General features: G+C 60.9%; 13 protein-coding genes. 10 read left to right on the top strand and 3 right to left on the bottom strand.

Annotated elements, in window-relative coordinates; all coding sequences use genetic code 11:
• Positions 1–193 precede the first annotated feature (193 nt).
• Complete coding sequence (locus tag NGJ21_RS12780) at positions 194–1,414, bottom strand: CaiB/BaiF CoA transferase family protein (RefSeq protein ID WP_174142402.1); 1,221 nt, start codon at positions 1,412–1,414, stop codon at positions 194–196.
• A gap of 14 nt (positions 1,415–1,428) precedes the next feature.
• Positions 1,429–2,610, bottom strand: a complete 1,182-nt coding sequence (locus NGJ21_RS12775; protein WP_012316821.1) for an acyl-CoA dehydrogenase — start codon at positions 2,608–2,610, stop codon at positions 1,429–1,431.
• Positions 2,611–2,772: 162 nt separating this feature from the next.
• Between NGJ21_RS12775 and NGJ21_RS12770 the strand changes: the two genes are divergently transcribed.
• From NGJ21_RS12770 to NGJ21_RS12725, 10 genes are all read left to right on the top strand, one after another.
• Positions 2,773–3,681, top strand: a complete 909-nt coding sequence (locus NGJ21_RS12770) for a LysR family transcriptional regulator (protein WP_046786714.1) — start codon at positions 2,773–2,775, stop codon at positions 3,679–3,681.
• 410 nt (positions 3,682–4,091) lie between these two features.
• Positions 4,092–5,213, top strand: a complete 1,122-nt coding sequence (locus tag NGJ21_RS12765; protein WP_039604735.1) for a Re/Si-specific NAD(P)(+) transhydrogenase subunit alpha — start codon at positions 4,092–4,094, stop codon at positions 5,211–5,213.
• Between the two features lie 11 nt (positions 5,214–5,224).
• Positions 5,225–5,539: an NAD(P) transhydrogenase subunit alpha part 2 gene (locus NGJ21_RS12760; RefSeq protein ID WP_012316824.1), complete on the top strand. Its 315-nt coding sequence runs from the start codon at positions 5,225–5,227 to the stop codon at positions 5,537–5,539.
• A 2-nt stretch (positions 5,540–5,541) separates the two neighbouring features.
• Positions 5,542–6,978, top strand: coding sequence for an NAD(P)(+) transhydrogenase (Re/Si-specific) subunit beta (locus NGJ21_RS12755; RefSeq protein ID WP_042111833.1), 1,437 nt, complete (start codon positions 5,542–5,544; stop codon positions 6,976–6,978).
• Between the two features lie 188 nt (positions 6,979–7,166).
• Positions 7,167–8,660: a succinyl-CoA:acetate CoA-transferase ScpC gene (scpC, locus tag NGJ21_RS12750; RefSeq protein WP_039604671.1), complete on the top strand. Its 1,494-nt coding sequence runs from the start codon at positions 7,167–7,169 to the stop codon at positions 8,658–8,660.
• A 375-nt stretch (positions 8,661–9,035) separates the two neighbouring features.
• On the top strand, positions 9,036–9,251 hold the full coding sequence (locus tag NGJ21_RS12745; RefSeq protein WP_012316827.1) for a DUF1127 domain-containing protein: 216 nt from the start codon (positions 9,036–9,038) through the stop codon (positions 9,249–9,251).
• Between the two features lie 315 nt (positions 9,252–9,566).
• Positions 9,567–9,884, top strand: coding sequence for a DUF2388 domain-containing protein (locus NGJ21_RS12740; RefSeq protein WP_204919203.1), 318 nt, complete (start codon positions 9,567–9,569; stop codon positions 9,882–9,884).
• Between the two features lie 82 nt (positions 9,885–9,966).
• Positions 9,967–10,311 carry a DUF2388 domain-containing protein gene (locus NGJ21_RS12735; RefSeq protein ID WP_046786716.1) on the top strand — a complete coding sequence of 115 codons (345 nt, stop codon included), beginning with the start codon at positions 9,967–9,969 and terminating at the stop codon, positions 10,309–10,311.
• Entirely contained in the window at positions 10,296–10,616 is a 321-nt protein-coding gene (locus NGJ21_RS12730; protein WP_012316830.1) for a DUF2388 domain-containing protein, read from the top strand. The genes NGJ21_RS12735 and NGJ21_RS12730 overlap by 16 nt, the downstream gene beginning before the upstream one ends.
• A complete protein-coding gene (locus NGJ21_RS12725) occupies positions 10,613–12,571 on the top strand; it encodes a DUF7844 domain-containing protein (RefSeq protein WP_046786717.1) in 1,959 nt (652 codons plus the stop codon). The genes NGJ21_RS12730 and NGJ21_RS12725 overlap by 4 nt, the downstream gene beginning before the upstream one ends.
• 60 nt (positions 12,572–12,631) lie before the next feature.
• Here the strand turns inward: NGJ21_RS12725 and NGJ21_RS12720 are convergent, their stop codons facing one another.
• Entirely contained in the window at positions 12,632–13,033 is a 402-nt protein-coding gene (locus NGJ21_RS12720; protein WP_046786718.1) for a GFA family protein, read from the bottom strand.
• Positions 13,034–13,131: the final 98 nt, after the last annotated feature.

Raw genomic sequence — 13,131 nt, 5'->3', positions numbered from 1 at the left:
CACCAGCACCACCTGGATTAAGCAACTCTTTGAATTTCAAGGAGTTTCTCGCTCCGACTACGCTGGAAGTGGGGCGCATTATAAGGGGATTCGGACGCCCGTCAAGGCTTAATTTCAATAAACCTTACTATCGCTAAAAAGCAAAGCGGGGAGGCCTGTCGGCCTCCCCGCTTTTCATCACCTATATATAGCCTCAGAGCACACCAGCACTGCGCAAGCGCCCAAGCGCATCGCCATCCAACCCCAACACATCACCTAGAACTGCCTCCGTGTGCTCACCCAGCAGCGGCGGCGCACGACGATACTCAACGGGCGTTTCCGATAACCTGATAGGGCTGGCCACCTGCGGCACACTCCCAGCCAAGGCATGGGGCATGCTCACAGCCAGGCCGCGCGCAAGCACTTGCGGGTCCTGGAACATCTGCGCCAGATCATTGATCGGCCCACAGGGCACGCCTGCAGCTTCCAACTGGCTCACCCACTCAGCCGTTGTCTTGAACACCGTGGCCTGGCGAATCAACGGAATCAGCTCCGCCCGATTGGCCACCCGCAGCTTGTTGGTTGCGAAGCGTGGGTCATCAGCCCATTGAGGCTGACCAGCCACCTCGGCGAACTTGCGGAACTGGCCATCGTTGCCGACGGTAAGAATGAAGTCGCCATCTGCGGTCGGGAAATCCTGATAAGGCACAATATTAGGATGTGCATTGCCCAGCCGTCGCGGCGGGTTGCCAGTAGTGAGGTAGTTCATCGCCTGATTGGCCAGGCAGGCTACCTGCACATCCAGCAAGGCCATATCGATGTGCTGCCCGACACCGGCCTGGTCGCGATGGGCGAGGGCCGCCAGTATGGCCACGGTCGAATACAGCCCAGTCAGAATATCGGTAAGCGCTACCCCCACCTTCACAGGTCCGGCACCCTCATCACCGTCGGGGCGCCCGGTCAGGCTCATCAGCCCGCCCAGCCCCTGGATCATGAAGTCATAGCCGGCGCGCTTAGCGTAGGGCCCGGTCTGACCGAAGCCAGTGATCGAGCAATAGATAAGCCGGGGATTCACCAACTTCAGGCTCGCGTAATCCAGCCCATAGGCAGCCAGCCCGCCAACCTTGAAGTTTTCAATGACGATGTCCGACTTCGCAGCCAGCTCACGCACCAGGCGCTGCCCCTCTGGCTGAGTAAAGTCGATGGTCACCGAACGCTTGTTACGGTTGGCCGACAAATAGTAAGCCGCCTCACTGGTGTTCTCGCCTTGTACATCCTTGAGGAAGGGCGGCCCCCAGGCGCGAGTATCGTCGCCGCTGCCTGGGCGCTCGACCTTGATCACGTCGGCGCCCAGGTCAGCCAGAATCTGACCAGACCAAGGCCCAGCCAGCACACGGGAGAGGTCCAGCACCCGCAGATGAGATAGCGCGCCCATGACCAGGCTCCTTATCAATAGAAGGCCTGGATGCCGGTTTGCGCGCGCCCCAGAATCAGCGCGTGTACGTCATGGGTGCCCTCATAGGTATTGACCACCTCAAGATTGACCAGATGACGCGCCACGCCGAACTCGTCGGAGATACCGTTACCACCCAACATGTCACGGGCCATACGCGCAATGTCCAGCGACTTGCCGCACGAGTTGCGCTTCATGATCGAGGTGATCTCCACCGCAGCGGTGCCCTCGTCTTTCATACGCCCCAAACGCAGGCAGCCTTGCAGGGCCAGGGTAATTTCGGTCTGCATGTCGGCCAGCTTTTTCTGGATAAGCTGATTGGCAGCCAGCGGGCGACCGAACTGCTGACGGTCCAGGGTGTACTGGCGAGCGGTGTGCCAGCAGGCTTCAGCAGCCCCCAAAGCACCCCACGAAATACCATAACGGGCAGAGTTCAGGCAGGTGAACGGACCTTTGAGGCCACGCACATCCGGGAAGATGTTTTCCTCAGGCACGAACACATTGTCCATCACGATTTCGCCGGTGATCGACGCGCGCAGCCCGACCTTGCCATGGATCGCCGGTGCACTGAGGCCCTGCCAACCCTTTTCAAGAACAAAGCCGCGGATATCGCCAGCGTCATCCTTGGCCCAGACCACGAACACATCGGCGATCGGGCTGTTGGTGATCCACATCTTGCTGCCGCTCAGGCGATAGCCGCCGTCCACCTTTCTGGCACGGGTGATCATCGAGCCCGGGTCGGAGCCATGGTTAGGTTCGGTCAGGCCGAAGCAACCGATCCACTCACCGCTGGCAAGCTTGGGCAGGTACTTCTGTTTCTGCGCTTCGGTACCGAACTCGTTGATCGGCACCATCACCAGTGAAGACTGCACACTCATCATCGAGCGATAGCCAGAGTCGATACGCTCCACTTCCCGGGCAATCAGCCCGTAGCACACGTAGTTGAGCCCACTCCCGCCATATTGCTCGGGAATGGTCGCGCCCAGCAGGCCGACTTCACCCATTTCGCGAAAAATAGCGGGGTCGGTCTGCTCATGACGGAAAGCCTCCAGCACCCGCGGGGCCAGCTTGTCCTGGGCGAACTGATAGGCGCTGTCACGAACCATGCGCTCTTCTTCAGTGAGCTGCTGGTCCAGCAGCAGCGGGTCGATCCAGTTGAAGCTTGCTTTACCGGCCATGAGTGAAATCCTCGAAATAGGGGAGCAGATTCTTGTGCCTTTGATCCTAGGCCTGATCTACAACGAGGACAAACGAGGATTGCGCACGTATTAGTGATAATTTATCACTCCGAAACACACAAAAACCCCATCTTGCAAACCCTATAAGTGAGGTTGCCGTACATGCGTCGCAAGATCCCCAGTACCACCGCATTGGTCTGCTTCGAAGCGGCAGCGCGCCACGAGAGCTTTACCAAGGCCGCTCAGGAACTTGCCCTGACCCAAGGCGCCGTCTGTCGCCAGATCGGCGGCCTCGAGGGGTTTCTCAACGTGGAGCTGTTCCGGCGCTCGCGGCGCGGCGTCAAGCTGACAGAGGCGGGACTGTCGTATAGCCGCCAGGTTGCCGCACAGCTGGATGCTGTAGAGCGTGACACCTTGTCGGTAATGCGCCAGCAAGGTGCCAACGTGATCGAACTGGCCGTAGTACCGACTTTCGGCACCCAATGGCTGCTGCCGCGGCTCAAGGACTTCCAGCAACGGCACCCGGATGTCACTGTCAACCTCACCAACCGCACACGGCCGTTCCTGTTTGCCGACACCACGTTCGACGCCGCTATCTATTTTGGCGATGCCGACTGGTCAGGCACGCACTCCCACCGCCTGATGGGCGAAAACCCGGTACCCGTGTGCAGCCCAGCCTTGCTGGACGGGCAAGGCATGCTCGACGCGACGCGAATCGCCCACCTGCCGCTGCTGCAGCAGACCACGCGGCCCTATGCCTGGCGACAGTGGTTCAATGGTCTGGGCATGAACGTTTCCGGGGACATGACAGGCCCGCGCTATGAACTGTTCTCAATGCTGGCCCAAGCTGCCACCCACGAGATGGGCATCGCGCTGATACCACCGTTCCTGATCCAGCGGGAACTGGAGGAAGGCAGACTGGTGGTCGCTAACAGATACGCCCTGTCCAGCGACAAGGCCTATTATCTGATGATTCCCGAGCGCAAGGCCGAATCGGCGTCGCTGCGGGCATTCCGTGATTGGCTACTGGGGCAGGCACAGCATTACATCGCCCCTTCCCTACCCTTGTAGTCAATTATTTTGAACACCTACAGATGTATGTTTTTGTCGCATATAAGCAAACTGTTCAGGTGAATCGAAAAACCCCGACAAAACCGCTAAACACGCGGCTTTCAGAGGGTTTTACGACCTTCGCGAGTCCATCTGCGAAATCAGCGCAAAAAATTTCAAAAAATCCCCTAATCTGCCAATAGCCCATGTTTGACGGGCTGCGCCCTATCCGTTGCGACATACGGTCACAGGGTGACTTGTAGTTTTAACTTCGTTTCGCTCCAGAACCGGTTGAAGGCCCCTGGGTTCGTCTGCAAAATGCTCCGCCCGCCCTGGATTCGGCGGACTGGCGCTCAACAGCCAAACCCGCGCACCACCCGAAGTGCGCTGGCTTCTATAAAGACAAAAAGGTCACCGCAGGAGAAATAGTCGTGCACATTGGTGTTCCTCTCGAGACGCAGACCGGTGAGACAAGGGTCGCTGCGACCCCGGAAACCATCAAGAAACTGATTGGCCAGGGCCATCAGGTCACCGTCCAACGGGGGGCAGGGCTCAATGCCAGCATTCCGGACAGTGCCTATGAGGCCGTGGGCGCTTCCCTGGGAAGTGCAGCCGATGCCTACGGCGCCCAACTGGTCCTCAAGGTGGTCGGTCCCAACGACCAGGAGCTGGCCCTGATCAACAGCGGCAGCCTTCTGGTGGGCATGCTCAACCCATTCAACAACGAGCTGATCGGCAAGATGGCAGAGCGCGGTATCACTGCCTTCGCCCTGGAGGCCGCGCCGCGTACATCCCGGGCCCAGAGCCTGGACGTGCTGTCGTCCCAGGCCAACATCGCCGGTTACAAGGCCGTGTTGCTGGCTGCCCATCATTACCCGCGCTTCATGCCCATGCTGATGACCGCCGCCGGTACTGTGAAAGCCGCGCGCGTGCTGATCCTGGGTGCTGGCGTTGCCGGCCTGCAGGCCATCGCCACCGCCAAGCGCCTGGGCGCAGTCATCGAGGCGTCCGACGTACGCCCGGCTGTCAAGGAGCAGATCGAGTCGCTGGGCGCCAAGTTCATCGACGTGCCCTACGAGACCGATGAGGAGCGCGAGTGCGCAGAAGGCGTCGGCGGCTATGCCCGGCCGATGCCGGCCAGCTGGATGCAGCGCCAGGCCCAGGCCGTGCATGAGCGAGCCAAACAGGCCGACATCGTCATCACTACGGCGCTCATCCCCGGCCGCAAGGCACCGACCCTGCTCAGCGCCGAAACCGTGGCGCAGATGAAACCAGGCTCGGTGGTCATCGATCTGGCCGCTGCCCAAGGCGGTAATTGCCCGCTGACCGTGGCCGACCAGGTCGTGATGGAAAACGGCGTGACCATCGTCGGCCCGACCAACCTGCCGGCCCAGGTGGCAGCAGATGCCTCGGCACTGTATGCACGCAACCTGCTGGATTTCATGAAGCTGCTGTTCGACAAGGACGGCGCGCTGGTCATCAACCTCGAAGACGACATCGTCGCCGCGTGCCTGATGTGCCGCGACGGCCAGGTCGTGCGCAAGAACGGCTAAGGAGCACGACAATGGAAGACATGCTGATTTCCCATGGCATCTACAACCTGATCATCTTCGTGCTGGCCATCTATATCGGCTACCACGTGGTCTGGAACGTGACCCCGGCACTGCACACACCCCTGATGGCGGTCACCAACGCCATCTCGGCCATCGTCATCGTCGGCGCCATGCTGGCTGCCGCGCTGACCGTGACCCCGGCCGGCAAGCTGATGGGCACCCTGGCGGTGGCCCTGGCTGCGGTCAACGTGTTCGGTGGCTTCCTGGTCACCCGTCGCATGCTTGAGATGTTCAAGAAGAAAACCAAGAACGAGGCGCAGAAGTAAGCATGAGCATGAATCTGGTAACGCTCCTCTACCTCGTCGCCTCGGTCTGCTTCATTCAGGCGCTCAAGGGCCTGTCGCACCCGACCACGTCGCGGCGCGGCAACCTGTTCGGCATGATCGGCATGGGGATCGCGATCCTCACCACGGTTGGCCTCATCTATAAGCTTGGGGCAGAGCTGGCAACTGCCGGGATTGGCTACGTCATCGTCGGCCTGCTGGTCGGCGGTACCGCGGGCTCGATCATGGCCAAGCGCGTAGAAATGACCAAAATGCCGGAGCTGGTCGCCTTCATGCACAGCATGATCGGCCTGGCGGCGGTATTCATTGCCATCGCGGCAGTACTCGAGCCGCAATCGATGGGCATTGTCGCCAGCATCAGCGACCCGATCCCCACCGGTAACCGCCTGGAGCTGTTCCTTGGCGCTGCCATCGGTGCAATCACTTTCTCCGGTTCCGTGATCGCGTTCGGCAAGCTGTCGGGCAAGTACAAGTTCCGCCTGTTCCAAGGCGCACCGGTACAGTTCGCCGGCCAGCACAAGCTGAACCTGATTCTGGGCCTGACCACGATTGCCCTGGGCCTGCTGTTCACCTTCACCGGCCACTACAGCGCCTTCACCTTGATGCTGGTCCTGGCCTTCATCATGGGTGTACTGATCATTATCCCGATCGGCGGTGCAGACATGCCGGTGGTGGTGTCGATGCTCAATAGCTATTCGGGTTGGGCGGCGGCCGGTATCGGCTTCTCGCTGAACAACTCGATGCTGATCATCGCCGGCTCCCTGGTGGGCTCCAGCGGTGCGATCCTCTCGTACATCATGTGCAAAGCGATGAATCGCTCGTTCTTCAACGTCATCCTCGGCGGCTTCGGCGGGGATACCGATACCGGCGCGGCGCAAGGCTCGAAAGAGCAGCGCCCGGTGAAGTCTGGCTCGGCCGACGACGCGACCTTCCTGCTGAGCAACGCCGACACGGTGATCATCGTGCCCGGCTACGGCCTGGCGGTAGCACGTGCCCAGCACGCGCTCAAGGAACTGACCGAGAAGCTGACCCACAACGGGGTGACCGTGAAGTACGCGATCCACCCAGTGGCAGGGCGCATGCCTGGGCACATGAACGTACTGCTGGCCGAGGCCGAAGTGCCCTACGACCAAGTGTTCGAGATGGAAGACATCAACGCTGAGTTCGGTCAGGCCGACGTAGTGTTGGTGCTGGGCGCCAACGACGTGGTCAACCCGGCGGCTAAGAACGATCCAAAGTCGCCGATCGCGGGCATGCCGATCCTGGAGGCTTACAAAGCCAAGACCATCATCGTCAACAAACGCTCCATGGCCAGCGGCTACGCCGGCCTGGACAACGAACTGTTCTACCTGGACAAGACCATGATGGTGTTCGGTGACGCGAAGAAGGTCATCGAGGATATGGTCAAAGCCGTCGAGTAACCCCGCTTCCACCACCCAGTGGACTATAAAGAAGCCCCGGCGAGATCCCTCCCGGGGCTTTTTCATTTTGCTGATCCAGATCAATGGCTCTATTGCGTGGCTCCTCATACGACCATGGTCGCGGGACGGCGCCGGGGTAAATCTCTAGACTGCGCTGCAGTAGCTTCAGTAGCCCGAGATAACAATCCATGTACCGTGATCGTATCCGCTTGTCCTCCCTGCACAGCAAGGTAATGAGTGCGGCTGACGCCGCTGGCCTGATCGAGGACGGCATGACCGTCGGCATGAGCGGTTTCACCCGCGCCGGCGAAGCCAAGGCCGTACCGCATGCCTTGGCCGAACGCGCCAAGCTGTCGCCTCTGAAAATCAGCCTGATGACCGGCGCCAGCCTGGGCAATGACCTGGACAAGCAACTGACCGAGGCCGGCGTGCTGGCGCGCCGCATGCCGTTCCAGGTCGACAGCACCCTGCGCAAAGCCATCAACGACGGTCAGGTGATGTTCATCGACCAGCACCTGTCGGAAACCGTCGAGCAACTGCGCAACCAGCAGCTCAAACTGCCGGACATCGCGGTAATCGAAGCGGTGGCCATTACTGAACAGGGCCACATCGTGCCGACCACTTCGGTGGGCAACTCGGCGAGCTTCGCGATCTTCGCCAAGCAGGTGATTGTCGAGATCAACCTGTCGCACAACGCCAACCTCGAAGGCCTGCACGACATCTATATCCCGACCTATCGCCCAACCCGCACGCCGATCCCGCTGGTGAAAGTGGATGACCGCATCGGCAGCACCGCAATCCCGATCGACCCCGCCAAGATCGTCGGCATCGTCATCAGCGACCAGCCTGATTCGCCCTCCACCGTGCTACCGCCGGACGATGAAACCCAGGCCATCGCCGACCACCTGATCAACTTCCTCAAGAACGAAGTGGATGCAGGCCGCATGACCAACAGGCTCGGCCCGCTGCAAGCCGGCATCGGCAGCATCGCCAACGCGGTGATGTGTGGCCTGATCGAGTCGCCGTTCGAAGACCTGACCATGTACTCCGAAGTACTTCAGGACTCGACCTTCGACCTGATCGACGCTGGCAAGCTGAGTTTTGCCTCGGGCAGCTCCATCACCCTGTCGGGCCGTCGCAATGCCGACGTATTCGGCAACCTGGAGCGCTACAAGGACAAGCTGGTGCTGCGCCCGCAGGAGATCTCCAACCACCCTGAAGTCGTGCGCCGCCTGGGCATCATCGGCATCAACACGGCGCTGGAGTTCGACATCTACGGCAACGTCAACTCCACGCACGTCTGTGGCACCCGGATGATGAACGGTATCGGTGGCTCCGGCGATTTCGCCCGTAATGCCCACCTGGCCGTATTCGTCACCAAGTCGATCGCCAAAGGCGGCGCGATCTCCAGCGTGGTGCCTATGGTGAGCCATGTCGACCACACCGAGCACGACGTGGACATCCTGGTAACCGAACAGGGGCTTGCCGACCTGCGGGGCCTCGCGCCACGGGAACGGGCACGGGCGATCATCGATAACTGTGTCCACCCGGATTACCGTGCAGCGCTGAACGACTATTTCGATCGCGCTTGCCTGCGTGGCGGCCACACTCCGCATATCCTGCGTGAGGCGCTGAGCTGGCACGAAAATCTGGAAGAAAGTGGGCGCATGCTCGCCAGCTGATCTGTAGCAGCGGCCTGCCTTTGCCAACGGCCGCCACGCACTCCTGACGCCACAGCAACACCTCGAGGGCTGCCCTGCAGCCCTTTCTCGGCACAAGCCCGATTCAGCAAGCACTGAATACGATAAAACTGTACTACTGTACCGTTAATTCGCCACGCTCCCGCCTGCTCAAAGCCATATAAAACCTGAAAAAGCACCATAACGGTGCGGACCAGTACAGTTGCGCCTGTTTCGAGTGCAACAGTAGGGTTACACAGTTAACTGAACCATCGTAATGCAGTAGAACTGTATCTACTGTTATGGACAGCAGAGGAGGATCATTGGCATCAGTTAAACCACTCCCTAGTCCCGCCATAAGCGGAAGGATGAAACATCATGGAACGTACCCTCAGTTCCGGTCTCGTTTTCGAAAACAACGCCCAGCAAACCAACGCTTCGCTGCCGCTGCGCGCGCTCTCTACCCTGCTGCTGTGGCAGCGCCGCATGGCCAGCCGCCGTCAGCTGGCGCGTCTCGATGCCCGCCTGCTGGCCGATGCCGGTATCAGCGAGTCGCAGCGTTACGAAGAGCTGAGCAAGCCGTTCTGGCGCTAAGCACCGGCTCGCCGGCTTCAGCTGGCACCGTGAATCCCAAACCCGTTGCAGGAGACTGCAGCGGGTTTTTTTATGGGTAATTCCCGGCCACCCTTGCAGCAGAGCCTGCCATCACTGAACCAGTACAATTTTAAAAGTATAAAAATAGACCATAACAGTTACCTTGTGCGCCGTTCATTAACATCCATAAATTCCGGCGCGTGATACGCTTGACTGGGCGGTCTGGTAAAAACCAGATGTTCAAAGCCACCGTGACGAACCGTGTGAGCGTCCAATAAGCAGATCCACCCGAATCTTCCCCAGGAGTGCACGACCATGATCCGTAATTACCTGATTGGCGCAGCCCTGCTGCTCGGCCTGGCCGGCACTGCCCACGCCACCAGCTTCATTGTCACTACTGATGCAGTCGTTGGCGCGGTTGCCGCCTCCACCGACGCTACCTCCGATGTGTCCTCGTCTTTCCGTGATGACAAGATCGTTCAGGCCGCTCGCGATGATGCGGCCAGCTACGTGGGCAGCCAGGGCGCCATTCGCGGCGCCAAGCTCGAGAGCGCTTTGCTGCACATCCGCTCGAGCATGCCAGCCCTGCAGGCCAGCGATGCGCAATTGGCCCAGGCCATCCTCGCGATCTGACCTGCTACAGCCCACAAGCGCTGGCCCTGGCCGGTACTTGTGGGCTAGCCTTCGCCGTTCCGTTCCTGTCGTAAGAAAGCCAATGCGTTATCTGTTGCCGCTGCTGTTTTCCGTAGTCGCCATGGGCAGTGCCCATGCCATGGACACCACCACGCAAGGCCTGGTCATCACAGGCTACGTCACCAGCCAAGTCACGACTGCCCCATTCGACCGAAAGCTGGTCAGGCAGGCTCGCGACGATGCCGCGGCCTTCGTCGCCAGCGACGGCCTGATTCACGGAGCACGCCTGGAAGCAGCACTCAAGTCGCTGCGCCATGACGGCGGCCGTCAATCTGTCGGCGACCTTGAACTGGCAGAAGCAATTCTCGTCCAATCACTAAATCTGACTCCCTGCATTTCCGGAGATGCTCCATGCGTAAACCGCTGATCGCCGCTACCCTCGGCATGTTGCTGCTGGCCGACCTGGCCCAGGCACAAACTCTGGTGGCCACCAGCAACATCATCGTGCGGGCCTTTGGCCGCTCGATCGACTTCACCTCTGACACCACCACCTCGATCCGCGACTCCAAGGTCGTGCGTGAAGCCCATGACGATGCCGCCAGCTTCGTCGCCAGCAACGGTGATATTCGTGGCGCCCAGCTTGAGGCCGCCTTCAACACCCTGCGCGAACGCGTGCCTGAAGCGCGCGGCGCCAGCGACCAGGTGCTGGCCGAAGCCATCCTGGCGCTGTGAACCGCGTACGTGCCTGGTTGCTCGGCTGCGCCCTGACGCTGCTGGGCACGCCCGCCCTGGCCGGCCTGCAGCTCGAGCTGCAGGCAGCCGGCCTGGCCCCACAGCAGGCTCAAGCCACCCAAGCCCTGCTTGATGAGGCTTTGGCCAAGCTCCCTCCCCGCTTCAAGCAACAGCTCGACCGGCGCATTGAGGTCAGCTGGAGCGACAACATGCCAGCCGATGCCTACGGGCAGGCCTCCTTGGTCTCGACCCTGCAGCTCAACCGGCGCCTGCTGCCCGGCCTGACTGACGGCAGTGCTGCACAGGAGCGCACCAACCGTCCGCATGGCACGGTGCGTGAGGAGTTGCTGGCTACAGTCCTGCACGAACTTACCCACATATACGACCGAGCCCGGCTCTGGCCCAGTGCTGAACATTCGCTGATCGCCCGCTGCAAGCGCCAGCAAGGCACCGTTGGCAAGGTCGGTCTTCCCGAGCAATGCCGCGGCCAGGCCGAGCGCCGCTTTACCCTGAGCGATGACCCGCGCCTGCTCGACCTGGCCGGCTGGCAGCAATACGTCGGCCGCCGCGGTGAGCGCGAACAGCACAATGGCCAGTTCCTGCGCAGCCCCGACAGCTATGAGCTGAGCAGCCCCAAGGAATACATCGCGGTCAACATGGAGTACTTCCTCCTGGACCCAAGCTACGGCTGCCGTCGGCCAGCACTCAATCAGTACCTGGCTGATCATTTCGGCTGGGCGCCCGAGCAGGCAACGTGCGCCAAGGGCTTGCCATTCCTCAACGCCGGCAGCGACTTCGCCCGCCAGCCGTTGGGCGAAATCGACCCGGAACGGGTCTACGAAGTGGACTTTCTGCTGGCCGAGGCCAACCAGAACCTGGTGAGCCGTTGGGGCCACAGCATGCTGCGCCTGGTGATCTGCAAACCCGGCCGGCCTCGCGGGCCAGACTGCCGACTGGACCTCGACCAGCACCTGGTGCTCTCCTACCGTGCCTTCGTCAATGACGTTCAACTGTCCAGCTGGGATGGCCTGGTTGGCGCCTATCCGTCGAGGCTGTTCGTGCTACCGCTGGCCCAAGTGATCGACGAATACACCAAGACCGAACTGCGCAGCCTGGCGTCGGTGCCGTTGAAGCTCAACCGCGACGAAATTGAAAATCTGGTACGCCAGGCCGCCGAGATGCACTGGAGCTATGACGGCAACTACTGGTTCCTGTCCAACAACTGTGCGGTGGAGTCATTGAAACTGCTGCGCAGCGGCACCGCCAACCCGCGCCTGAACGACCTCGACAGCATCATGCCCAACGGTTTGCTTGCAGTATTGAAGGGCCGGGGGCTGGCCGATACCAGCGTGCTCGACGACCCGCGCGAAGCCTTGCGCCTGGGCTACCGTTTCGACTCGTATCGCGACCGCTATCAAGCGATGTTCGATGTGCTGAAGCAACAGCTGCCAGTCAAGCAGGACAAGGTCGAGGACTGGCTGGCCCAGGACGCCGAACAGCGCCGCGGCTGGTTCTTGCAAGCCGACCTGCGCACCAGCGCCGCCTTGCTTCTGCTGGAACAGGCCAGCCTGCGCCGCCAACTGCTGCTGGCTCAGGATGAAGTGAAGCAGCGCTATCTGAATGCGGCCGCGCTGAAAGATGGCAGTATCAACAAGGCCGACCAGACCCTGAAGCAGATGCTCGCCAACAGTGGCTTCCTCAGCCGCCCGGCCGAACTGCTGGATACAAAGGGATACGGGCTGCCGCAGCCGGATGAGCGCAAGCATCTGGAAAAAGTCAGTAGTGAACGGCAGGCCCAGTTGCTGCGCTTGAGCACTGACCTGGACAGAGAAGTCAGGGCGCTGCTGGAGCCTTCGCGGGCCAAGGAAATTGCTGCGGTCGAGGCCAATGTGAAGCTGATTGGTGAGCACCTGCGGGCGCTGCACAAGGCAGCAGGCGGCCTGCAACTGCCTTGATTGCCCTCCTGGCCCTGTCGCCGGCAAACCGGCGACAGGGCGGGCAATGCCATCCAGAGGCTAGCGTTTTTCCTCTTCCTCTTCAGGCAAACCTTCATCCACATGCAGCCAGGGCAACCGGCTCCCGGTCCAGATGTGCCGCGTGGCCCGCACCCGTTCCGGGTGGTCCAGCGTCGCTACCGTCACATCGATGCTGCCCGGGCTATGCGACGTCACCAACGCCACATGTGCACCACAATCACCGCAGAAGTAGCGCTTGCAACTGGCCGGAGCCACATAGCACTGCGGCCTGCCCGCCACCCATTGGAAACCGGAGCGAGGCACGGTGAGCCAGGTCACCAGCAGGCCGCCGCTGACCCGCCTGCAGATCGAGCAATGGCAATGGGCGATATCCGTCAACTCACCCTTCAAGCAATAGCGCAAGGCGCCGCAATGGCAGCCACCTTCAGTTACATCAGACATCTCCTACCTCCCGTCGCCCTTTTCCTGGCGAAAGCTGGCTGAAAGCTTGCCCCCATAGGATAGCCACCACTACCGGCACAAGACCGGTCAGCCAGGGC

Origin of the sequence: Pseudomonas sp. Marseille-Q5299 (assembly GCF_943737035.1) — a bacterium.
In the GTDB taxonomy this organism is placed as follows: Bacteria; Pseudomonadota; Gammaproteobacteria; order Pseudomonadales; family Pseudomonadaceae; genus Aquipseudomonas; species Aquipseudomonas putida_E.
The sequence above is the reverse complement of the archived record's forward strand: the minus strand, read 5'-3'. Positions and strand labels throughout refer to the sequence as shown.

Bases quoted from the DNA above. Each gene is read 5' to 3' on its own strand.
- NGJ21_RS12755 (WP_042111833.1), top strand. From the start codon at position 5,542: ATGAGCATGAATCTGGTAACGCTCCTCTACCTCGTCGCCTCGGTCTGC.
- NGJ21_RS12775 (WP_012316821.1), bottom strand. From the start codon at position 2,610: ATGGCCGGTAAAGCAAGCTTCAACTGGATCGACCCGCTGCTGCTGGAC.
- NGJ21_RS12760 (WP_012316824.1), top strand. From the start codon at position 5,225: ATGGAAGACATGCTGATTTCCCATGGCATCTACAACCTGATCATCTTC.
- NGJ21_RS12735 (WP_046786716.1), top strand. From the start codon at position 9,967: ATGCGTTATCTGTTGCCGCTGCTGTTTTCCGTAGTCGCCATGGGCAGT.
- NGJ21_RS12740 (WP_204919203.1), top strand. From the start codon at position 9,567: ATGATCCGTAATTACCTGATTGGCGCAGCCCTGCTGCTCGGCCTGGCC.
- scpC (WP_039604671.1), top strand. From the start codon at position 7,167: ATGTACCGTGATCGTATCCGCTTGTCCTCCCTGCACAGCAAGGTAATG.
- NGJ21_RS12780 (WP_174142402.1), bottom strand. From the start codon at position 1,414: ATGGGCGCGCTATCTCATCTGCGGGTGCTGGACCTCTCCCGTGTGCTG.
- NGJ21_RS12745 (WP_012316827.1), top strand. From the start codon at position 9,036: ATGGAACGTACCCTCAGTTCCGGTCTCGTTTTCGAAAACAACGCCCAG.
- NGJ21_RS12730 (WP_012316830.1), top strand. From the start codon at position 10,296: ATGCGTAAACCGCTGATCGCCGCTACCCTCGGCATGTTGCTGCTGGCC.
- NGJ21_RS12720 (WP_046786718.1), bottom strand. From the start codon at position 13,033: ATGTCTGATGTAACTGAAGGTGGCTGCCATTGCGGCGCCTTGCGCTAT.
- NGJ21_RS12770 (WP_046786714.1), top strand. From the start codon at position 2,773: ATGCGTCGCAAGATCCCCAGTACCACCGCATTGGTCTGCTTCGAAGCG.